Raw genomic sequence first — 22,857 nt, forward strand, 5'->3', positions numbered from 1 at the left:
TGAAATCTTACTGCAAACATAAATTATCTTTTACTTTCAACATAAACAACACCCACATTTGTTATGTATGTCAATGAGCTTCTTCCGCTTATGTTGTTTAAAACTCTGTTCAGCGTTTTTTTAAGGCTGTCCATGGTATAATCGCTGCTTGTCCTGAAGGTTACATAATCATATTTTTTTATATTTTCTAATATATAATCATATATATTATCTTTTTCAACATATTTTCCCATGTAATTGTAGTATTCGTATTGTTCTGAAGTTCCTCTTTCCAATTCGCCGAAGTTATCGTCAGTTATGTAGTATGAATCTTCCTGCAAATACTGGTCTGAAATAGCCATGGGTATGTTTATGTGGGAATTTGCCATTTCTTCCTTGTCATTGTTTGTAACGTCCACATCATACCATTTGTCATTTATTCTCACCCTGTTCCAGGCATGCCCTACTCCGTCCAGTTCTCCTGTAACAATTATGCAGTCGATTCCTGCTCTATCGCACAAAAGCTTGAATGCTTCGGAATAACCTTCGCATACTGCTATTCCTTCAATTAGTGCTCCATAAGCATTGAATGAATTATAATATTTTTCATCAACTTTTCCATATTTAATAAGCTGATCTGCAGCCTCTTTGTCATATTCTATACTGCTCACCAGATAATTGTTAATAGCGATTTCTCTTTCAATATATGACATTCCGGGCTTTAATATTTCCCCGGCAATTTCCTCAACTTTTTCTTTCACTGCATCCTGAATAACCTTCTTTTCTTCCAGGTCATAAGTATAGTTAACTGTAAGCAGTTGACTTACATCATTGTAAACAAATGAATCAACCCCAAGAATGAGAGGATTTTGAATGTTAGCTGACAATATGAAGTCTTTTAATGATTCTACCCTTTCATTTCTTGTGTCTTTCTCGTCAAACAGTTTGTGGCCGTTCAAGTTTATGATGTATTTACCTTTTATCATCTGAGAGGCAATGTACTGTTCGTCAGGAGAAAAAGAAGTTACAGTAAAACCGTCAATTTCATTTATGAGCACATGGTCCTTATCATTTACAAGCCTTGCTGAAATCCTTTTTTCTTCATCAGCTACCCTGTTTACAATTGCCGATGCTTCAGCCCTTGTAATAAAGCTGTCCGGATTAAATGTTCCGTATTTGTCACTTCCTGCAACAATACCTGAATTATAAAGAGTGAAGATTTCTTCATGGTACAATGTGTCTTTATCTACATCGGGAATGGATGTTATGTTGTTTATATTATATAGATTTTCTTTTCCGAGTGTGTTGCAAAAAACATATGCAACTTCAGCCCTTGAAGCAATTTTCTCAAAATCCCTGAATTCTCCTTCCATCATCAGTCCGTTTTCTACTGCATAGTCAACATACGGCTGGTACCATGGACCGGTGATGTTATTATTTTCAATTGGCGAAGAATTGCCATTATATATGTTGTTTACTCTTGCTGCCAGCGTTATGGCTTCTGCCAGTGTTAAATTTCCGTAGGGGTCAAATGTGTTAGTTTCTTTTCCCTTTAACAGTCCTGTTTCAAAGGAACTGATAACATCTTCCTTAAACCAGTCTGTATCTTTAATATCTGTAAAATTTCCTGTATATTCATTAACCTTTGTAAAATTTGATACTTCAGCAAATGCATTGACTGGACATGCTGTTAATACAAATGCTGAAATCAGTGTAATTTTTATTATTTTTAATATTGTTTTCATCGGTCCCTTTCTTCTTTACTAGTAGTATTAGAAAAAATTATACCATATTTATGTTGAAATGGAAATACGAAATTAACTCATCCATTATGCAAAATGATTCATAATTTTTTCCCATGCATCTTGTGTTTCCTTAAACTTAATGAAATGTTTTTTTGCATTTTTATTATATTTATCTAATTCTCCCAATATGCTCATGAATTCAGGGTGTTGAAAATAATCGCAGATTTTCGGCAATGTTTCTTCAAGTTTTTTGTGCATGTCCTTCATTGTTTCTTCATAAATTTCTGGTTGTGTGATGTAGACAAGAAGAGGCTTGTACCTTACCCATCCAATGCATGCTTTATAAAAACGTTCTATAATTTTTTCATTGTTTGCTTCAATAAATTTAAGCTTTGTAGGAAGTACCCCGGATAAAAGGCTGTTATAGGTAGAAAACCCGTCGTGAAATGTGTAGCATGGCACTTTTAGAACTTTCCTGCCACTTAAGCATGTGCTTAAAAATGTGTCCTCGCCCCTAGCTCCGGGAGGATTGTAAAATGGATAAACTCTTTTAGGATTTTTAAGATTAATGCACAGGTTTGCTCCTGAAATAAACTTAGTTTTTTTTGATTCTTCAACTTCAACGGCTTCATTGCTTGTCAATATGCCTGTGTCGGCATATGTTACGCCTCCGTTGTTCATAACACTTATAATTTTATCCCAGTTTATGATATCGTTGCTTATTGCTTCAATAAAAGTTCTAAAGTCATTTTCGGACATTTTTTCATTGAAACTCAAATGTGGAATTGGAGAAATGTACCCGCAGTGGTTGCCATGAGTTATATCTGCACTTTCAATATTTGCAAGATGGGTACTCAGTACATGCTGACCTCCCCATATGGCTGAATTCTTTGTATTTGTAACAGCCAGCGGATATTCATCATCATCTAAAAATATCAAATAATCAATCTTGTTTTTTAAAGCATAATATAAAATAGAATTACGCTTTGCTGCATAGCCCTTACCGAATATGAGCGCAGCTTCCTCTGCAGTGATTATATTTTCTCTGTTTAAATATTCTATTTCTTCTTTTATACATGCACTGCCTATAAAAGTGCTGCTGTCAATTTGTTCTGCAAGTTCAGGATGAATGTTTGTATAATCTGAAACACTGGTTTTATTGTAGTTAAGATCGTATGCAACAAACAAGTTCAAATTGATATTTGCATTTTCAACAAGTCCTGATTCATTCCAATTGTAGATGTATGTCCTCAACACCTTTTGAAAGCTCTTTCTTCCTGTGGCAAAACCAATTCCCACTTTAATATTTTTACCTTTTTCCATTGTTCCTCCTTTAAAATAAAATAATACAAACAGGACTAAAGTAATCCTGAATTTGAATTTTATTTTTTTATTATTTATTGTAAAACTTCAGCTTGTCATATTATATGGATAATTAAAGATAGATTGTAAGAAATGAAATTTATGAATATTCATATCGATATTATTATATCTATTTTACATTATTTTACTTTGATTGTCAAATTGACAAGATTGTATATCTATTGCTGTATAACAAAATATTATTAATCATTTCTTTGAATATTAAATATTACCATGGCAAGACTACTAAAAAAGTGGAGGAAATTATGAAAGCAATAGTATATGACGGAATTCAGGATGTAAAAGTAAAAAATGTAAATGATCCTTCCATAGAAAAAGCAGACGACATTGTAATAAAGGTAACTTCTACAGCCATATGCGGTTCGGATCTTCATCTGGTTCACGGCATGATACCAAACATGCCAAAGGGCTTTGTGCTGGGACATGAAACAATGGGAATAGTAGTAGAAGCAGGAAAAGATGTTACAAAGGTAAAAAAAGGCGACAGGGTAGTTGTTCCGTTTCCTATAGCCTGTGGCCACTGCTGGTACTGCGAGCATGATTTGTTCAGCCAGTGCGACAATTCAAACCCTAACGGTGAAAATGCAGGAATATTCGGTTACAGCCATACATTTGGAGGATATGACGGAGGTCAGGCAGAACTCCTTAGAGTACCTTATGCAAATGTGGGTCCGGTGGTTATACCTGAATCTCTTACTGACGAACAATCTTTGTTCCTTACGGATATTCTTCCCACTTCTTTGTGGGGTGTGGATATTGGAGGCGTCAAAACGGGAGATACGGTTGTAGTCCTTGGTTGCGGTCCTGTTGGCCTCTTGTCCATAAAATGGTCCATAAAAAAGGGAGCCAAGCGAATAATTGCAGTTGACCGAGTTGGCTACCGCTTAAAGCATGCCCATGACAATTATGGAGTTGAAGTTTTAAACTTTGAGGAATATGACAACACAGGAGAATATATTAAGGAACTAACTCACGGCGGTGCCGACGTGGTTCTGGACTGCGTGGGAATGGACGGAAAAATGTCAACGTTTGAAAAAATTGAAACAGCACTTAAACTCCAGGGCGGCTCCAAATCTGCAATAGAAATCGCAACCCAGGCCGTGCGCAAGGGAGGAACTGTCGTCCTTGTTGGAGTTTACGGAAGCAGGTACAATTTATTTCCTCTTGGAGACTTTTTTTCAAGAAACATTACCCTCAAGATGGGCCAGTGTCCGGCTCAGGCATATGTGGAACCAATTCTTGAAATGTTAAAGACAAACCAGTTTGATGCAACGGATATAATCACCCACCGTCTTACTCTTGATCAAGGCAAACACGCCTATGAAATATTCGACAAAAAAGAAGATGAATGCATTAAAGTTATTTTAAAACCATAAAAATTGCTGCACCATTGGTGCAGCAATTTATTTGTCCATTATGTTATCTATATTTTTTAAAACTATGGAAATTGTTCCGTCAGGATTTGTTATGAATTCAACTTTGTCCTTGTTGCTTATCATTTCATAAGGAATGTTAATTTCAATTCCCTCATCAGTGACAAATTTCTGCTTTGTCTTTATTTTGTTGGCATAGTTGAAGTTTACCTTTACTTCAGGTTCCTTGATGCCCTTCATTTTTATTTCTTCGCTGTATGCTTTTTTTATTTCCCTGTCTTCAAAAACCTGGTCCGAAATATCCTCAACATTGAACTTCAGTGATTCCTCAACATTTTCCCTGATGATGTTTTTCACTTTTGTTTTCATCATCACATCGTCGTCATAAAATTCCTTGATTATTTTATCCGTAGCCTGAGTTATGATTTTCACCTTTTCCTTGTCAGGCTTTTCTTCCCTGCATTCAAGAAGGTGCTTTGAAATGTAGTAACACGGTTCATTGTAAACCTGGCATTTCTTTTCCTTCACAAACACTTCTAATGTGTTTAAATCAACAAATATACATTCATCGATTTTCCCGCTTGCTGATGGAAGGGCACATGGCTGTTCAATGATTATATTTTTTGTTCCTTCTTCCTGCTTGGTGAAGTGGATGTATCCGTTTTTGTAATTAAGCTTAAGCATTACTATGTAATCCTTGTTGAACACATTGGCCTGCAGGAACAAAAGGTCACAAGGCTTTATGTCCTGATTTTCTGCTATTAATTTAAAGAAAAATTCTGCTATTTCATTTGTGAATTTTTTAAATTCCTCGTTTAACTTGTATTCCTTTATGAGTTTAAGAAACAAACCGTCTTCATTGATAAATTTCGTTTTTTTAAGGTCTGCATCATTGAAACATTTCAAAACATGTTTTTCAGTGTATTCCCTCATCTGGTCGTTAAAGCTCATTAAATTATCTGAAAGTACAGGTACTCCAAGACTTGGATCAAGAATGTGAAGGATTGCCCTCGATATTGATACGCTCATTTTTACCTCTTCTTATGATTGATATTTTTAAATTATATATCAAATCATAAAATTTTTCACGTATAATTTAATTAATTATAACAGTTAGACTGTTTTGGTGATATTCCACATTGCGTCCAAATGCAGTGAGAACCGCCCTCAAAGGAATATACGTCCTGCTATTTATTATTTCAGCACATGTGTCAGTCAGAGTTTTTTCCCCGTTCACTGATATGTAATTTTCTCCTATGGGAATTATAACTGTTGTTTCATTTTTTATGGCTGTAACTGTTTGTTCTTCCTGGTTGAAAGACACTTCGGCTCCTATTGCTTCAATTGTTTTTCTAAGAGGTATCATTGTGCGGTTGTCAGAATTTATGTACGGAATTCCAAATCCGTCTTCTTCTGAAAACTCAACCTCCCTGTTGTCAAGGACCACTGTTATGTACTTGTTCTTTTCATCACTGCTGTTGTATCTTTTAACCATGCTGTCAATCATGGAAACAATGCTGTATTGTCCTGAGGCATCTTCGTTGACGTCAAAAAGCATTACCCCTCCTGCCCTGAACATGGCCAGTTTAGTTTTTTCTCTCAGGGTGTTCATGCCGTTGTAATAAGACGCAAGCGGTGAGGTTGGAGCATAGTCCACATATGCATAATTGCTGTCAAGTTCAACAAGATGTCTGTACTGCATCCAGCTGGGGTGCGCATAAAGAGGCATTCCAAGAACTATATCCTCAGATTTAACTCCCCTGTTCAGCCAGTAGTCGATTGATGTTTCAGAAAACCAAAACGGACTGTGGTTGTCATTGTTTATGTCATAAGCCATTACATTGATGAAGCTGAAGCTGTCAAGGCAGTTTTTTGTTATGAGCTTAGATGTTTCCGGGCTGCCTGTCACAGACCATGCTCCGTTAAGGGCTGCAGTAAGTTCTTTGTTTTTTAATTTAAGTCCCTGGCTCAGTTCAACCACCAGCTTTTCATAACTTGCAATTGTATCTTTGTTTGGGTGTTCCCAGTCCACTTCCACGCCGTCAAGATTGTATTGTTCTGCAAAAGCAACTACATTTTCAATAAGATTTTTTCTTATTTCATCATCGGCGCAAGCTTCTTTAAAAACAGGCTCAAGTACTTTTCCTTCATATGACCAGCCACCAAGAGCAACAAAGACTTTTGCCCCGTCCCTGTGAGCCTTGTCAACAAGCTCAAGGAGCTGCTCAGGTTTTTTTAGTTCTTCCAGCGTGCCGTCACTTTTTGGTATCAAGAATGCATAAATTACGTGAGTCAGTTTGTCTGTCTGGAGTTTTTCCAGCGGCTCATTAAACAAATCTCCCGAATAATAACCTATTACCTTGAACTCTTTTTCATTTGAAAATCTATTTTCTGCTCCGTAACATGTATAAATGCTAAGCATTAAAACAGCCGCAAATATTAAAATTATCTTTTTTTTCATTTTTCTTCTCCCTCTTATAGTCATTATATCATAGACGTTCTATTTATGTAAATGTTCCATAGTTAAATAATTGTTAACCAATATTTTTATTTTGGTTGACAATTCATCAAGCAGAATGTATAATGCAACAGAGGTGAGCTCATGTCAGTAAAAAATGAAGTATTAAATATTTTGGAATCAAACAAAGGCAAGACCATTTCCGGACAGGAACTGGCAGACATTCTGGATGTTTCAAGAACAGCAGTATGGAAATCAATCAATTTATTGAAGCAGGATGGCTACATAATAGATGCCTCATCTAACAAGGGATACTCTCTGTCCATTTCATCTGATGTTGTATCAGAAGAAAGCATACGAATGTTTTTAAATGAAGAATTCAAGGAAATCCCCATTTCAGTGTTTAAATCTTTGCCTTCTACAAACACAAAGGCAAAGGAAGAAGCAATTTCAAACGCAGTTCACGGCACAGTTATTTTTTCCGATGAACAAACAAGCGGAAGAGGACGCTTCGGCAGAGAATTTTTTTCTCCTGCGGATTCGGGAATTTATATGAGCATTATTTTAAAACCAAATTTAAACCTGTCGAGCTCTGTGCTTGTTACAACAGCAGCAGCTGTTGGTGTTTTGAAAGCTCTTGACAAGTTTACGGATGAAAAATCTCAAATAAAGTGGGTTAATGACATCTATATAAACGGGAAAAAAGTATGCGGAATTCTTACTGAAGCTGTTACGGATTTTGAAAGCGGTACTGTTGAAAGTTTAATTGTAGGCATAGGGCTAAACGTAAAAACTAAAATGGAAGATTTTCCTGATGAACTTAAAGACAAAGCTGGTTCATTGCTCTTAAACCAAAATGACAATTCAATCCGCAGCCAGTTGGCAGCAGAAATAATAAACAACATTTTATCCATAAGCGAAAATCTTGAAAACAAAGAATTTTTAAAAATTTACAAAAATAGATCTCTAATTCTTGGAAAACAAATTATATACACAAAAAACAACAAAGTTGAAGAAGCCTGTGCCCATGATATTGATGAATTCGGAAGACTTGTGATTTTAAAAAATGACGGAAAAATTGAACATCTGAGTTCAGGTGAAGTTTCAATAAAAAATATAGTTCAGGAGAAATAATATGAAATTAAGCATAAAAGACATTACCTATTCAGGAATATTTACAGCTCTTACAGCCATTGGAGCATTTATAAGCATACCAGTAGGACCTGTACCCATTACCATGCAGACATTCTTTGTACTGCTATCGGGTGTAATGCTTGGCTCTAAAAAAGCACTGCTGTCTCAGGCAGCATACCTGATTCTTGGACTTGCAGGACTACCTATATTCGCAGGATTTTCAGGCGGATTACAAACAGTCTTGAAACCAAGCTTTGGATTTTTAATAGGGATGGCAGCTGCTGCTTACATTGCAGGAAAGATTACTGAATCAAAAGAAAAGACTACATTAAACATAACTATGGCAGTGCTGGCAGGAACAGCAGTAATATATGCAGTTGGGCTCCCCTACATGTACTACATCCTAAACATCATGCTTGTTAAAAATTTTGATATTGCAAAAATCCTTGAGATCGGAATGATTATTTTTATTCCAGGCGACATATTAAAAGCTGTCATTGCTGTGATACTTGGAAAAAAACTTCGTGGAAGGATCTTTTAAACCATACATCTATTGACAAAACCAATTTCCCACAATATACGGGCGGACCTATTGTCCGCCCGTGTTATTAAACCAAGAATTTTATTTATTCAATTTCCTTGAATCTTTCAATCATTTTACCTTCAAATTCCACTAACTCTTCAAACATTGCAACAGGCCTTGCCCACATTCCTCTTTCACCGTAAAGTGCCTGATAAATAACAAGTTCCTCCTCTGTTTCCGAATGTTTTGCAATAAAGAGCACAAGATATTCATTGCCCTTGAAATGTCTGTATTTTTTTCCTTCCTTTATCATACGAACCCTTTCTGTTTTTATTTAGAAGCTCAACTACAATCTAATTTTCCCTCCAGTTTACTTTGATATTATACCTCAGTCTTCTTCAATGCACAAATACATAACATTAAAATTTACTGTTGACTGTACAGAATTTTGTTTATATAATAGTTGATATATCAACTAAGGGGGACGCAATGAAAAACAGCATTGGAAGATTGATTTCCATACTTCACCGGAAGTCACAGGTATACATCAATTATGCCTTGAGCGAATTTAACATAACTTCTGCAGAATATTCCTTTCTTCTCTGCCTTTACAGAAAAGACGGCAAAACACAGGAAGAGCTTTCATCCTTTCTGGACATAGATAAGTCTGCAACAACAAGAGCCATAAAATCTCTGGAAGAAAAGGGATATGTAACAAAGCATAAAGATGATGATGATAAGCGGTTTAATCGTATTTATCTCACTGACAAAGCAAAAGAAAACCAGGATAATATTAAAAAGCAAATTTTTCACTGGAGCGAATTTCTCATGGAAGATGTTTCTGAAGAAGATGCAGCTATTTTATTCAATGTGCTGGAAAGCATGACCAACAAACTGGACAAAACAAATTTGAAAAAACTGGGAGATGACATCTAATGGAGAATACAAATCCAATAGAAACCGAAAAAGTTTCAAAACTTTTGTTTAAGTTTTCAGTTCCTGCAATTGTCGGCATGATGGTCAATGCATTGTACAACATAGTTGACAGAATTTATATAGGCAACAGCCCTGATCTTGGTGCAAACGGCATAGCAGGCATAACCATAGGCTTCCCAATTACAATAGTACTTTTATCCCTGGGAATATTGTTTGGAGTAGGTGGAGCTACACTGTTCTCCATGAAGCTTGGGGAGAAAAATGATGAAGAAGCAGAAAATGCACTTGGTAACGCATATGGGGTTTTATTAATAGCTGGATTTTTATACATGACACTTGGTCAGATATTCTTGAAACCTTTAATGATATTGTTTGGGGCAAGCTCAACAATTTTGCCTTATTCCATGGAATACATGCGTGTTGTTCTATTCGGAGCTGTTTTCCAGGTTGTGAGCATGGGAATGAATAACTTCATCAGAGCTGATGGAAACCCGAAGCTTGCCATGTACACAATGTTTCTCGGAGCCGGGACAAACATTGTTCTTGACCCTCTGTTTATTTATGTCTTCCACATGGGTATGGCAGGAGCAGCTCTTGCAACAATATTCTCGCAGCTATTGTCATTTATATGGGTTACATCTTATTTCCTTGGTGGAAAAAGCAGACATAAGTTGTACATTAAAAACATGAAACTAAAATTTAAAATTGTTGCAAGAATAACATCTCTTGGACTTCCGGGATTTTCACTTCAAATAGCAAACAGCGTGCTCAATGCAGTACTGAACAAAAGCCTGCTGTTTTACGGAGGCGACCTTGCTGTATCAGGAATGGGAATAATAAACAGCCTTCAGACAATTTTCCTTATGCCTATCATAGGCTTGAACCAGGGGACACAGCCAATTATAAGCTTTAATTACGGAGCCAGGAAATTTGACAGGGTAAAAACAGCAGCAAAGCTAGCCATAACTGCAGCAACAGTTACAGTTATTGTAGGATACATAATCATACGATTATTTCCGGTGCAGCTTATTTCAATGTTCAACAGAGAAACAGAGCTTCTGGAGTTTGGCAGGACAGCACTTTTATCATGGTTTTTGTGCATGCCTGTTGTAGGTTTTCAAGTTATTGGAGCAAACTTTTTTCAGGCAGTTGGCAAGTCCCGCAGGGCAATGTTTTTAACACTCACAAGGCAGCTGATATTTTTGATTCCTGCAATAATTATTTTTCCGAAATTCTGGGGCATTGAAGGGTTGTTTTACGCAGCTCCATTTGCAGATTTCATATCGTTTTTAATCACTGCATCATTTTTCTTTTACGGCATCAGGACTCTTGAAAAAGCATAAACAAAAAAGTATTATTGAACTTCAATAATACTTTTTTTATTGCATAATGTGCCATGTTATGCACTCAACTAAATACTGATTCAAGCATACCAAAAAAAATCGTAATGGATAACAAATCAGCCGAGCCTCCAGGGCTTATGTTTTTTTCAACGAACAAATTATTCATTTCCTGAATTTTTTCTCTGAACCCGTCTTCAAAAATTATTCCTGTCATGAGGAACTCCTTTGAGACAGATTTGACAAATTCCAGCCCTTCAAGTCCTCCCCTGTTGATTATGTTTGAATCATCAGAAATGCTCATTAAATGAAAAAGCACGTCCAACAATTTTTGTTCCATGCTCATGTCGCTATGACCAATTTCCCTGAGGCGTGGAAGGGAAGTTTTCTCAACTGTGGGAAATCCCCTTTCTGCTTCTCCCCTAATGCCTGAAAATCCCTTTTCAACATACAGCCTTTCGCCGTGGGTGAGTTTTTCCTTTTTCTTAATATTCTCAAAATCGCTCTTCACCAGTCCTTCAGTCATAACTCTGACTGTATTTAAAATCTCATCCGTATCTGAAGGTGCAAGTATTATATTTTCATCAATATCCTTGTCTCTTAAATAATATCCGGCTGCAGCCAGCACTATTCCCATTGAAAAATTAATGCCTTTGTGAGTATTGATGTTTTTTGTTGCTTTGAACATATCCTTTTCAACTTGAATTCCTATTTTTCTTATGGCGCTGAAAAGCTCTTTCTCGCTTCCCGTACATTCAAGACCAGCTTTTGCGTAGAGATAAAAGCCCTTGAAAAGATTTGAAGAGCTGTCAATGAATGTGAAAATGTCCATGTCATGGTGAGACCCCGTATTCACAGCATCTACAAGTCCTGGTTTTGGAGTGAGCACCGCTTCATACAGTATTGCTCTTTGGGCATATTCAGCAAATTTAAAACTTATTTTATCTATATTTTTGTTCATTTGATTTCCTTTTCTCGAAGATATTCTATGAATTTAGGCATTATAATAATAAACCATGGAGTGAATTCATGAGGACTTTTCTTCATCCAAGACATAAGCTCTGAAATGCTCACCCACTTGGCACAAACTGCCTCTTCAGGATTTACGCTGAAATCTCCGTCATATTCCCCTGCAAATACATGGTCGTATTCAAATTCTGCAAGTCCGTTTTCAAACTTGTAGTAATATGTGAAGCTTGATATTTTTTCAGTCCTGGCTTCTATTCCCATTTCCTCCATCAGGCGCCTGTTAACAGCCTCTTCAAGACTTTCCATCCAGCGTGGATGGGAACAGCATGTGTTGGTCCAGAGTCCTCCGCAGTGGTATTTATCATGTGCCCTTTGCTGCAGAAGTATTTTGTCCCCTTTGTACAAAATGACCGAAAAAGCACGGTGCAATATTCCATCCCTGTGGGCTTCTTCCTTTGTTATTTCTCTTAATGAATTGTCTAGGAAATCAACTTCTGTAATTTTATCCATATTTTCTCCTGTTTTATCTGTCACATAGTTCATATTTTTCTAATGGAACTACTTGACTATATATATAAATTATTTCATTTTCAACTCATTGTCAATTTATTTTTCTATTTACATATAATGTTGAATCAAATTGACAAATAGGATAAAATAAAATGAATGTCAAACAGTTATGGAGGAATTATGTTCTTACTTAAAAATGTCAAATACAAAAACATACTTGATATAAACAATCTTGAAATAAAAAAGAACCTGACAACATGTATTGTGGGTGAAAGCGGAAGCGGTAAAACTACTCTTTTAAGGCTCTTAAACAAAATGATAAGCTGTGACAGCGGAGAAATTTACTACAACAACAGACTTCTCAGTGAAATTGATTCAGTAAACTTAAGGCGAAGCGTTGTAATGCTTCCTCAGTCACCTGCCGTATTCAAGGGAAACATCAGGGACAATCTGCTCATGGGACTTAATTTTTCAGAAAAACCTGCTGTTAGTGATGAAATTCTTAATTCAATCCTAAAGACTGTTAAGTTGAACAAGGATATAAATGACAATTCAGAAAAATTATCAGGAGGAGAAAAGCAAAGACTTGCCCTTGGAAGGATTTTAATAATGAATCCTGAAGTACTGCTGCTGGATGAACCTTCATCTGCCCTGGATGAAGACACGGAAAACATCATCATAGAAGCTCTGGTGGATTATTCAAGAAAAAACAAAAAGACCCTTGTGATGGTCACCCATTCAAAATCTGTGGCTGAACGCTTTTCCGACGAAATTGTCACCATAGAAAAAGGAAAATTAAAAATCCAGGAGGATAAATAAATGGATGGAGTAATTAATTTAAACCTTAAGCAGCTTGCTTTTGCATATGTGTTTGTTTTGTTGCTTTTATTAATAGTTAAACATAAAGGAATATCAAGAGAAAAGGAAATTATCATCGCATCAGTTAGAATGACATTGCAGCTCATATTAACAGGTTATGTGCTTGTTTACATATTTGGTAATCCAAATCCATTGTCAACAATTGCCCTTATGGCTGTTATGGAAATTTTTGCAATCTATACAATCATTAAACGGTCAAAACTTCCTCTTTCAAGCGCACTGAAAAAAATCATCAGTTTTTCCATGGCTGCCGGAACAATAACCACAATTTTTTATTTTCTTATTGTGGTTGTCAACATTAATCCATGGTACGACCCTCAGTACTTCATCCCAATTGGCGGTATGCTTGTAGGAAATTCAATGACCGGAATATCATTGGGAATTTCCAGGCTTGTGGATGGCATGCACCAGCAAAAACACCTTGTTGAAGCAGCCCTGATGCTTGGAGCCACACCTAAGAAAGCAGCAAAGGAAATAGTAGACAGTGCCTTTGATTCAGCTATAGTACCTACAATTAACTCCATGCTTGGTATGGGAATTGTCTTCCTGCCGGGAATGATGACAGGCCAGATTTTGTCCGGAACTTCTCCTCTTATTGCCATAAAGTATCAAATTGCAATAATGCTTGGAATTATGGGCAGTGTGGCTCTCACAGTCATTTTAGTTGTACAGCTGGGGTACAAAACCTTTTTCAACCATGAAAGCCAGCTCATAATTGAAGATTGATAAATACTTAAGAATTTTGTCCTAAGGACAAATATTTTGTGTGTGAAACTGCAGAATCTCATGTTTTCAATAAAGATGAGATCCTTCACTGTCGTTCAGAATGAAAGCGTCGGAGTTTTTCAATTGTACAAAATTTGTTTTCATAAATCATTGACATTCGGGAAACCATATTTTGATTTCTCTTTTTGCGCTTTCCTTTGAATCTGAACCGTGAACGCAGTTTTCTGATTTTGACATGGCATATGTTCCCCTTATGGACCCTGCTTCTGCATTTAAAGGATCAGTTGCTCCGTTTATTTTTCTGACTGCTTCAACAGCATTTTCTCCTTCAACAATCATGGCACACACTTCTCCTCTTTTTAAAAATTCTATGAGATTTGAAAAAAATGCTTTGCCCTTGTGTTCGGCATAATGCTCTTCTGCAATTTCTTCTGACGGAGTCATAAGCTTTAAAGCGCATATGTGAAGTCCTTTTTTTTCATAGGCAGAAATAATTTCACCCATCAATTTTCTTTCAACTGCGTCAGGCTTAATCAATACCAGTGTTTTTTCCATAAATCCTCCTACATGTTTGTTATAATCTTACAATTATTACACAAAATATTCAACAAAATAAAATTTTACATATTATTTTATTTTATGGAACATTTAAAAAAAACGTCCGTCTAATTAATAAAATCAAAAGGAGGTACATCATGAAGAAGACATTAAGATTAATCGCATTGATTTTGACATTAACAATGACATTTTCAACTTTTGCAGCAGCAGAAACTATTCAGGAAAACCAGGAGGCAGAAGAAATCGCTGTTGAACCTGCTGTTCCCTTTTCCTTCTATACATCTTTTACAGGCACAGTTAAAAGCATAGAAGAGGGCAACCAAGGAACAATAAAGGTATACCTTGAGGACAAGGACAATTCGCCTGCATACTTCGTTTTAACGGAGCAAACATATTATGTTGATGATGTAAAAATTGAGGAAGGAAAAGAAATAACCGGATATTACGAGTCGGGAAAACCAATGATTTTAATTTATCCTCCTCAGTATTCCATAGACATCGTAGCCGCTAAACCCGCTGATGGGTTCATGAAGGCTGACAAATTTGATGCAAATCTATTAAGCAGTGATAAACAGCTTAAGCTTAACATTTCCACAGATACTGAAATTATCTGGGAAAACAACACACAAATAAATTGGTTCAAGGCTCCAACAGCTGAAGAACTACAAACAGTTCTCACAAACAGAAAAATGATAGTGTTTTATGATTTTACTACTAAAAGCTTACCTGCACAGACAACTCCATATAAAATAATAGTATTGTCACAGCAGGAAGTAGATCCTCTAAGCATATTCGTGGAAGATGCAGCAATAGAAGCACCATCTGCATTTATTGACGAAGACGGTACTGTTATGGTTCCTCTAAGAGCTATTTCTGAAGCTCTTAAGCATGAAGTTACATGGAACAACAAAGAAAGATGTATTATGGTAGGAAGTGATGTTCAGGTAAGAATAGGAGAAAAAAGCATAACTGTTGCAGGAAAAGATACTGTTCTTCTTGAGTCTGCGCCATTAATTAAAGATGACAGATCATATGTTCCTTTGAGCTTCTTCAAAGAAGCACTTGGCGTCAAAATAGTTAGTTTTTTTGAAAACAACATCATTATTAACACCGGCCGTTACATGGCCGATTAATATAACGGGCGGGGCTTTCCGCGCCCTGCTCTCCTCCCTATGGTAAATATAAAAGCAAGAGTCAGCATTGCTGACTCTTGTTTTTTTCACATTTTTGATGCAGCATCATTAAACTCAATTGATGCTTGTTCAAGTTCATGTCTTAGCTTTTTAACCGAGTAACTGCTCAGATTTTTATTGTGTACTCTTTTTACACCATCTACATATACAGTGTGAACATTTCCTGCATTAGCCTGATAAACAAGAGCTGCATATGGATCATGCATTGGGTACATGTTGATGCTCTCTGTTTCCACAATTGTAACATCTGCCCTTTTACCAACCTCCAGAGAACCGGTGTATTTATGAATACCAAGGCTCTTTGCACCGTCAATGGTAGCCATTTTTAAAATTTCCCTGGATGTGTAGGCAGAACGGTCATGCAAAAATGTTTTTTGAGCAAGTGCCACAGTTTTCATCACAGTAAACATATCAAGAGTGTTTCCGCTTATGGGACCATCTGTTCCAAGTCCCACACATACTCCTTTTTCCTGCATGAGCTTTACCGGCGATATGCCCTTTCCTGACTTTGTGTTGGCAACAACACAGTGAGATACATTTACACCGTAATGAGCCATGATTTCTGCATCACTTTCATTCATAAAAATGCAGTGGGCTGCAACCAGATTGCTGCTTAGAAACCCAATGCTTTCCAGATATTCAACAGGCGTCATGTTGTATTTATGTTTTAGGAGAGCAACTTCATAATCCATTTCAGCAAGATGAATCATGTATGGAACATTATATTTATCTGCAATTATTTTGCTCGTAACAAGAGAGTCTTTAGTGTTTGAATAAGGTGCATGAGGGGCTATGGACGGAGTGATGAGATTGTTTTTGCCAGACCACCTTTCAATGAACTTTTCAGCATACACAAGACCTCCGTATGGCTCTTTTGAATCTATGGTATTTTCTATGATTGTTTCTGCCAGTACTGCTCTTTCTCCCATTAGGGAAACTTCCTCAGCAATATCATCTTCAAAATAATACATGTCAAAAAAAGTTGTAATTCCTGAAAGCTGCATTTCTGCTACTGCATATTTTGCACTTGCTTTTGCCAATGAAGAAGTCATCATTTTTTGTTCCAGAGGAAATAAAAAACGATTCAGCCTGTCCTTCATGTCTTCACCCAAACCTCTGAATGGAATCATTCCAATATGAGTGTGTGTGTTTACAAAACCTGGAATCAATATTCCTCCTTCTGCATCCACAACCTCCATGTTCTCAAAGTCATCAATACATTGTTCCATGGGACCAACAGCTTTAATAACCCCATCTTCAGCAATAAGATAACCTTTGTTGAAAACATCAAAGCAATCATTCATTGTGACTATTACGGCATTCATAAAAATAGTTTTCATATGAGTTCCTCCACCAATGGAATTTTTTCCTGAGTTAAAGAGTCGAATATCCCCTTGTCTGTTACCTTTATAGTTGGAGACACCGGAAGAGACAAAGTTGAAAAAGACATGACCACATTAGAATTTTCATATCCCAAATCAATCATCTCTTGCCTTACTCGGCACAAGTTTTCTCCAAGGATTTCAATGGGTTCATCACTTATGATTCCTCCAATGGGCAGAGCACAAAATGCTTTGATTTCATTTTCAGCACATACACCGTAACCACCTTGTTCCTTTAATAGTTTGTGCTGCAATGTTATGATGTCTGAAGGATCTGTTCCCATAATCATTAGGTTGTGGTGATCGTGGGCCCATGTTGTACCAACAGCTCCCTTAGATTTAAGAATATCTGTCAGAGCAAACGTAATTTGCCCTGTTTTTCCGTATCTCTCCATTACAATCAAAAGCGACAGATTTTGTTCTTCCCAATTTAACACTCCATTTACAACAGGAACATTTCTTTTTGTCTTTCTTGTAAATGTACCGAACTTTTCAATTTCAATGATGTTGCAAACTGCTTCTTTCACGTTTTCATCATCTGTTACTTTGATTTTTAAATCTTCAGTTGTCAACTCTCTGCACTTAATGCTTTTGTACAGCATGTCAGGAAATACTGATTTGATAACAGCCTGTGGCTCACAATCTATTTTGTTCACAATTTTTCCGTTTTTATATACACTTACTATGCTGAAATCATCAATGCTGTCAAGAACAACCATGTCAGCAATTTTTCCCGGAGCAATACATCCTCTGTCTCTTAATCCCATGTGTCTTGCAGGAGTGTAGGTGCACATGTAAATTGCAGTTTCCACAGGAAGCCCGCTGTGGACTGCAAGCTTTAAAATATCATTTAAGTGTCCGTTCCTCAAATCATCAGCCATTACATCATCGGTGACAAAGCAGCCATACTCACAAAAATTATTTTGGGCTACAACATCCATGTTTTCCTTAGAAACTGATTTCTTCTGAAACTGGAGGAACACTCCGCTTGATATTTTTTCTGCAATTGACTCTGGACTTTGTTGAGTGTGGTCTGAATTGATTCCCTCAAATAAAAACCTTGCAAGGTTAAGGCCTTTTACTTTTGGAATGTGACCTTCCACGGGAAAATTCGGCCTTTGTTCTCTGAAAGTTTTTACAATACCTTTAATCACAGAATTTTCATCGTTCACAAGACCGTTAAAATCCATTACCTCTCCAAGGCATATTACATTTTTGTTGTTGAGAAGGGCTATGGTTTCATTTTTTCCGATTTTTCCACCGGTGGTTTCCATAGTCTCGTTTGTTGAAGGAACTGATGAAGGAACTGCATAAAAAATGTCAAGAACAGTATCAGCATCGGCAAAGTCGTTCAAGCCTTCAAGACCGGCTACATTTGCAATTTCGTGGGCATCGGCAACAACGGTTGTTGTACCCCAGCGTATTGCTGCTTCAGAAAATCTTAAAGGTGTTGTCATTGAACTTTCTATGTGCATGTGTACATCAATTAATCCGGGAATAATGAATTTATCATGCATATCAACACAGCTCTCTGCCTCAAGCTCAGTCATCTGGCCGGAATGAACCCACAAAAATCTGCCGTCTTTAACTGCAATATTCTTTTTTTCGAATTTTTTTAAAAACACATTGAAAACCTGCGCATTGTAAAAAATAGTATCTGCTTTCATTTTTTCCCCTTATTCATGGTATGCTGAAAATAACAAAGGACAGGGTTTCCCTTGTCCTCTCAATGATTACTGATTCATTATACGGTTCCACTGGTTAATCCATTGATCCAGGTTTTTGTTTACAAAACTTGAATCAATTGATTTTGCACGCTCTGCAATTTCTCCGTATGTCTTGTTCTTTGCTGTTGCTTCATCAAGCTGAACATTTTTGTTTGTTGGTGTTTCATTTAAAGATAAAGCTGTTTTAGCCTGAACTTCTTCAGAAATTCTCCAGTTAACAAAGGCATAAGCAAGTTCCTTGTTTTCTGAAGCAGCACTTACGTTTATTACATTGAAGTTTGCATATGTTCCGCTTTGAGGAACTACATAGGATAAATCAGGCTGAGCCTTGTATATAACCGGAAGAGCAAAGTCTCCTACAACAGCTACAGAAATTTCTCCTGTCTGAAACATGTTAGCCAGGTCTGATGATTTAGTGTATGTTTTTACAACATTTGGCTTCAATTCTTCAATTGCCTTGAAAGCAGCAGCTCCGTTATCACTTGTTATGTCTGTCTTTGCATAGTCGCTTGCTACGTGAAGCATATGAGGTCCATAAGTAATTGTCATGTCAGGAATAGCAATTTTGCCTGCAAGACTTGAATCCCAAAGGTCAGACCATTCATCAATTTCCATGCCCGCTGCCTGTGGGTTGTATATTATTCCGAGACTGTTTACAACAAATGGTGCACCGTAACCATTGTCAGACAACTCCTTTGCAGGAACTATAAGGTTGTCAAGGTTTGGAACCTTTGTTGAATCAATAGCTTCAAACAATCCTGCTTCAACTGCCTGAGCATTGTTGTTTTGTGCCAGTTCGATCACATCAATTCCACTGTTAGGATTTGTTGAAAATTTCGTGAATCTTTCTCCTGAATTTCCAGTTTCCAGAATAATTTCACAGTTATTTGCTTCTTCAAATGGCTGAATAATGTCAGCATTAACTTCATCCTCACCTATTGCAAATGTAGATACTATCAGTTGTTTTGGTTCATCCTTAGCCGGAGCTTCATTCTTATCCCCGCCTGAGCAAGCTGTCAGAAAACTTGCAGCAATAATTAATAACGCTAAACTTTTTTTGAATTTCATTGATTTTCTCCTTGTTATACTAAAATTATTTTATTGCTAGGCATAAGCAGGTGTACTGCGTCGCCTTGTTGATATGGTTTTTCTGATTTGTGGTTTACGTTGATTTTTCCAAGTTCAGTATTTATTTCATACTGGTAGCTGTCCCCAAGGAAAGTTCTTACATCAACACTTCCATTGATTGTATTCATACTTGAATCTTCGTGTGCAATTTGAATGTCATCAGGACGGATTGTTGCAACGGCCTGATTACGTCTGTCTTCATAATCAATGACAAACTCGTTTCCACAGGTGTTTTTATATTTATGATCCCCTATTTTTTCAACATTGAAAAAATTATCAAAGCCTATAAAGCGTGCAACAAATTCAGTACTTGGAAACTTATATATATTTTCAGGTGTGTCGTACTGTTCAATATCACCGTTGTTCATTACTGCCACCTTGTCGGATATGGAAAAACATTCTTCCTGGTCATGTGTTACAAATACAGTTGTAATTCCTAATTTCTGCTGTATTCTTTTTATTTCCGTCCTCATGGATATTCTAAGCTTTGCATCAAGATTGCTTAAAGGTTCATCAAGAAGCAAAAGCTTCGGCTCAACAACTAGAGCCCTGGCCAGAGCAACACGCTGTCTTTGGCCTCCGGACATCTGCTTGGGAAATCTCCCTGCAAATTGTGACAAATCTGTCACTTCAAGTATACGGCCAACTTTTTCCTTGATTGTATTTTTGTCCATTTTGCGGTTTTTTAATCCAAAAGCGACATTGTCAAAAACTGTCATATGAGGAAATAACGCATAGCTTTGAAATACCATTCCAAAATTTCTTTTGTGAACAGGAACCTTTGTCAAATCTTCACCATCTACCATGAAGATTCCGCTGTCTGGATTAATGAGACCGGCTATGATTCTTAAAGTGGTTGTCTTGCCGCAGCCGCTTGGACCAAGCAAAGAAACAAGCTCCCCTTTTTCTATTGTCAAATTTAAGTCTTTCAATATATATTTATTCCCGTCATAACTTAAATCTATGTTTTTTAATTCTACAAAACCCATAATAACTCCTTTCTAGGCAATTGTTGCAAGACCTAATGTCTTTTCAATCACCCACATCAATAATATTGTGCACAGCATAAGCATTACCGACATGGCTGAAACAGTCGGATCATAGTTGTATTCAATGTGATTCATCAGAGCAATTGGCAGAGTCTGAACTCCCGGTCCTGATAAAAACATGGAAACAGGTATATTGTTGAATGAATTTATAAATGCAAGCATGAATGAAGCAAATATTCCCGAGGAAATATTGGGAAGAACAATTTTTATAAATGATTTAGATTTTGTGCATCCAAGCGTCCAGGCCGCTTCCTCTATGCTGAAATCAAAATGCTCTAGGCTTGAGCCCACAACTCTTATAATATATGGAAGAGAAATAAGAAAATGTCCCATGAATAAGCTTGTAATAATCTTCATTTGAAGTTTTATTGTAAGAAACTGAAAAAGTGCAAAGCCTATAACAATTCCCGGTACAAATGTTGGAGACAAAAATACATTTTTAAGGAGTGCCCTTCTTTTAACCGTTCCCCTTGCCAGTGCATAAGCAGCAGGGACTCCAACGATAATTGACGCCACAGTGGCCCATATGGAAATAAAAAGACTTGTTTTCATTCCCCTCATAAATGATTTTGTTTTGAAAACTTCTTCAAACCACTGAAGTGAAAAACCCTTGATAGGAAACTGTATGGCAGATGATTCTCCAAAGGCTGTAACAACAACAATAAACAGAGGTATAATTAAAAAGGCAAACACGAGACTGGACATTAATGTAAGCCATATGTTTTTTTTACGCATTTTCATCTTCTCCTCTCTTGTCAAATTGATTGGCTATTATATTGAAAATCTGCATTACAAGAAGTGTTACCACAATCATTATTAGCGCTATTACTCCTGCGTTTGTCCAGTTGCCAAGAGCACTGGCTTCCTGATAAAGCATTGTAGCAAGCATCATATTTTTATTTCCTCCAAGCATCTGCGGAGTTGTATAGGCAGTCAGTGTTCCTGTGAACACAAGCATGCTTCCAACAAGAATACCCGGTATGCAAAGTGGTAGAATTACCTTTGTGAAAGATTTGAAATAATTGGCTCCAAGAGTCTGAGCAGCCTCGATTAAATCTCCGTCTATGTTGTCCAAAACTCCAAGAACTGTTGTTATCAAAATTGGCAGGAACAAATAGACTGTACCTATTATTATTGCAAATTCGCTGTAAAGCAAGCCTACAGGCTGTTTAATTATGTTAAGTGAAAGCAGCAATGAATTCAAAACTCCGTTTTTACCAAGAATTGTTATCCATGCAAAACTTCGAACGACCGAGTTTGTAAGCAGCGGGAACAATGTGACAGCCAACAGTATGCTTCTTGTCCTCTTTGAAACCAGTGACATGAAGTATGCAGTGGGAACGCCCAGTATTACGCAAATTATAGTTACAATCATGGATATTTTGAATGTTCTCCACAATATACCCAAGTTATAACCATCCTTAAAAAATTCTATATACTTGCTTATGGTAAAAGCTTCATTGAAAAATGTCGGAAATAAAATTGACAACAGGGGAAGGAACAGAAATAAAATCAATAATACGGTTCCCGGCAGCAAGAGAAGCATTGTATTTCTTTTAAGTTTCATTTTTACCTCACTATCTAAATTAATTATTGCTATAATGAAAATTTGAACTTATGCAGCAATCTTTTGAATTATAGCAGTTGCGAACTATCGTGTCAACATTTATATAAAGATTATCAAAATAGAAAATTTATATTTAATTCATTTTTTATAATAATTAATAACTTTCAAAATTTGTCATTAAGATGTTATCATGGTAATATCCAATGTTTTTTCTCATTATTATTTTTCCATATTTTTCTTGTTGTCTTTATTTATTCAAACAAAACGCTTTAATAAATATTTTTTTGACAATTTAGCC

At 36.6% G+C, this 22,857-nt stretch carries 22 protein-coding genes; 8 read left to right on the forward strand and 14 right to left on the reverse strand.

All coding sequences use genetic code 11. The annotated features are described in order from the left end of the window. Window positions 1-23: 23 nt before the first annotated feature. Both LY60_RS08860 and LY60_RS08865 read right to left on the reverse strand, forming a co-directional pair. Window positions 24-1,724, reverse strand: coding sequence for an S-layer homology domain-containing protein (locus tag LY60_RS08860; protein WP_145082545.1), 1,701 nt, complete (start codon window positions 1,722-1,724; stop codon window positions 24-26). Between the two features lie 84 nt (window positions 1,725-1,808). Then, entirely contained in the window at window positions 1,809-3,047 is a 1,239-nt protein-coding gene (locus tag LY60_RS08865) for a hypothetical protein (RefSeq protein WP_145082547.1), read from the reverse strand. Window positions 3,048-3,352: 305 nt separating this feature from the next. Here LY60_RS08865 and LY60_RS08870 point away from each other — a divergent pair, with 305 nt between their 5' ends. Further along, window positions 3,353-4,483 carry a zinc-dependent alcohol dehydrogenase gene (locus tag LY60_RS08870; protein ID WP_145082549.1) on the forward strand — a complete coding sequence of 377 codons (1,131 nt, stop codon included), beginning with the start codon at window positions 3,353-3,355 and terminating at the stop codon, window positions 4,481-4,483. 27 nt (window positions 4,484-4,510) lie between these two features. Here the strand turns inward: LY60_RS08870 and LY60_RS08875 are convergent, their stop codons facing one another. Both LY60_RS08875 and LY60_RS08880 read right to left on the reverse strand, forming a co-directional pair. After that, on the reverse strand, window positions 4,511-5,509 hold the full coding sequence (locus LY60_RS08875; protein ID WP_145082551.1) for a nucleoid-associated protein: 999 nt from the start codon (window positions 5,507-5,509) through the stop codon (window positions 4,511-4,513). Window positions 5,510-5,576: 67 nt separating this feature from the next. Continuing rightward, window positions 5,577-6,941 (reverse strand): glycosyl hydrolase family 18 protein, encoded by a 1,365-nt coding sequence (locus LY60_RS08880; protein WP_170226155.1) that lies wholly within the window; start codon window positions 6,939-6,941, stop codon window positions 5,577-5,579. A 141-nt stretch (window positions 6,942-7,082) separates the two neighbouring features. On the opposite strand from LY60_RS08880, the gene LY60_RS08885 reads away from it, so the two are divergent. Further along, complete coding sequence (locus LY60_RS08885; protein ID WP_145082555.1) at window positions 7,083-8,072, forward strand: biotin--[acetyl-CoA-carboxylase] ligase; 990 nt, start codon at window positions 7,083-7,085, stop codon at window positions 8,070-8,072. 1 nt (window position 8,073) lies between these two features. Further along, window positions 8,074-8,613, forward strand: a complete 540-nt coding sequence (locus LY60_RS08890; RefSeq protein ID WP_145082557.1) for a biotin transporter BioY — start codon at window positions 8,074-8,076, stop codon at window positions 8,611-8,613. An 85-nt stretch (window positions 8,614-8,698) separates the two neighbouring features. Here the strand turns inward: LY60_RS08890 and LY60_RS08895 are convergent, their stop codons facing one another. Then, complete coding sequence (locus LY60_RS08895) at window positions 8,699-8,908, reverse strand: DUF1653 domain-containing protein (RefSeq protein ID WP_145082559.1); 210 nt, start codon at window positions 8,906-8,908, stop codon at window positions 8,699-8,701. Window positions 8,909-9,084: 176 nt separating this feature from the next. On the opposite strand from LY60_RS08895, the gene LY60_RS08900 reads away from it, so the two are divergent. Beyond that, window positions 9,085-9,531, forward strand: a complete 447-nt coding sequence (locus LY60_RS08900; protein WP_019228957.1) for a MarR family winged helix-turn-helix transcriptional regulator — start codon at window positions 9,085-9,087, stop codon at window positions 9,529-9,531. Next, window positions 9,531-10,874 (forward strand): MATE family efflux transporter, encoded by a 1,344-nt coding sequence (locus LY60_RS08905; protein WP_145082561.1) that lies wholly within the window; start codon window positions 9,531-9,533, stop codon window positions 10,872-10,874. The genes LY60_RS08900 and LY60_RS08905 overlap by 1 nt, the downstream gene beginning before the upstream one ends. A 64-nt stretch (window positions 10,875-10,938) precedes the next feature. Here the strand turns inward: LY60_RS08905 and citG are convergent, their stop codons facing one another. Both citG and idi read right to left on the reverse strand, forming a co-directional pair. Next, window positions 10,939-11,832 carry a triphosphoribosyl-dephospho-CoA synthase CitG gene (gene citG / locus LY60_RS08910; RefSeq protein ID WP_145082563.1) on the reverse strand — a complete coding sequence of 298 codons (894 nt, stop codon included), beginning with the start codon at window positions 11,830-11,832 and terminating at the stop codon, window positions 10,939-10,941. Beyond that, window positions 11,829-12,350 (reverse strand): isopentenyl-diphosphate Delta-isomerase, encoded by a 522-nt coding sequence (gene idi, locus LY60_RS08915; RefSeq protein ID WP_145082565.1) that lies wholly within the window; start codon window positions 12,348-12,350, stop codon window positions 11,829-11,831. The genes citG and idi overlap by 4 nt, the downstream gene beginning before the upstream one ends. Window positions 12,351-12,530: 180 nt before the next feature. On the opposite strand from idi, the gene LY60_RS08920 reads away from it, so the two are divergent. After that, a complete protein-coding gene (locus LY60_RS08920) occupies window positions 12,531-13,169 on the forward strand; it encodes an ABC transporter ATP-binding protein (protein WP_212633470.1) in 639 nt (212 codons plus the stop codon). After that, complete coding sequence (locus tag LY60_RS08925) at window positions 13,170-13,955, forward strand: ABC transporter permease (protein WP_145082568.1); 786 nt, start codon at window positions 13,170-13,172, stop codon at window positions 13,953-13,955. A 147-nt stretch (window positions 13,956-14,102) separates the two neighbouring features. On the opposite strand, the gene ndk is transcribed toward LY60_RS08925, so the two are convergent. Further along, window positions 14,103-14,510, reverse strand: a complete 408-nt coding sequence (ndk, locus tag LY60_RS08930) for a nucleoside-diphosphate kinase (protein ID WP_145082570.1) — start codon at window positions 14,508-14,510, stop codon at window positions 14,103-14,105. Between the two features lie 140 nt (window positions 14,511-14,650). Between ndk and LY60_RS08935 the strand changes: the two genes are divergently transcribed. After that, window positions 14,651-15,646 (forward strand): copper amine oxidase N-terminal domain-containing protein, encoded by a 996-nt coding sequence (locus tag LY60_RS08935; RefSeq protein WP_145082571.1) that lies wholly within the window; start codon window positions 14,651-14,653, stop codon window positions 15,644-15,646. 86 nt (window positions 15,647-15,732) lie between these two features. Here the strand turns inward: LY60_RS08935 and LY60_RS08940 are convergent, their stop codons facing one another. The 6 genes from LY60_RS08940 to LY60_RS08965 form a co-directional block, all read right to left on the reverse strand. Then, window positions 15,733-17,046 carry an amidohydrolase gene (locus LY60_RS08940; RefSeq protein ID WP_145082573.1) on the reverse strand — a complete coding sequence of 438 codons (1,314 nt, stop codon included), beginning with the start codon at window positions 17,044-17,046 and terminating at the stop codon, window positions 15,733-15,735. After that, entirely contained in the window at window positions 17,043-18,755 is a 1,713-nt protein-coding gene (locus tag LY60_RS08945; RefSeq protein ID WP_145082575.1) for an adenine deaminase C-terminal domain-containing protein, read from the reverse strand. The genes LY60_RS08940 and LY60_RS08945 overlap by 4 nt, the downstream gene beginning before the upstream one ends. Before the next feature lie 66 nt (window positions 18,756-18,821). After that, window positions 18,822-19,883, reverse strand: coding sequence for an ABC transporter substrate-binding protein (locus LY60_RS08950; protein ID WP_145082577.1), 1,062 nt, complete (start codon window positions 19,881-19,883; stop codon window positions 18,822-18,824). 14 nt (window positions 19,884-19,897) lie between these two features. Further along, window positions 19,898-20,932 (reverse strand): ABC transporter ATP-binding protein, encoded by a 1,035-nt coding sequence (locus LY60_RS08955; protein ID WP_145082579.1) that lies wholly within the window; start codon window positions 20,930-20,932, stop codon window positions 19,898-19,900. Between the two features lie 12 nt (window positions 20,933-20,944). Further along, complete coding sequence (locus LY60_RS08960) at window positions 20,945-21,727, reverse strand: ABC transporter permease (RefSeq protein WP_145082581.1); 783 nt, start codon at window positions 21,725-21,727, stop codon at window positions 20,945-20,947. Then, on the reverse strand, window positions 21,720-22,559 hold the full coding sequence (locus LY60_RS08965; protein ID WP_145082583.1) for an ABC transporter permease: 840 nt from the start codon (window positions 22,557-22,559) through the stop codon (window positions 21,720-21,722). Before LY60_RS08965 ends, LY60_RS08960 begins: the two co-directional genes overlap by 8 nt. Between the last annotated feature and the right edge of the window lie 298 nt (window positions 22,560-22,857).

The sequence above is a fragment of the Sedimentibacter saalensis genome, assembly GCF_007830175.1.
Classification (GTDB): domain Bacteria; phylum Bacillota; class Clostridia; order Tissierellales; family Sedimentibacteraceae; genus Sedimentibacter; species Sedimentibacter saalensis.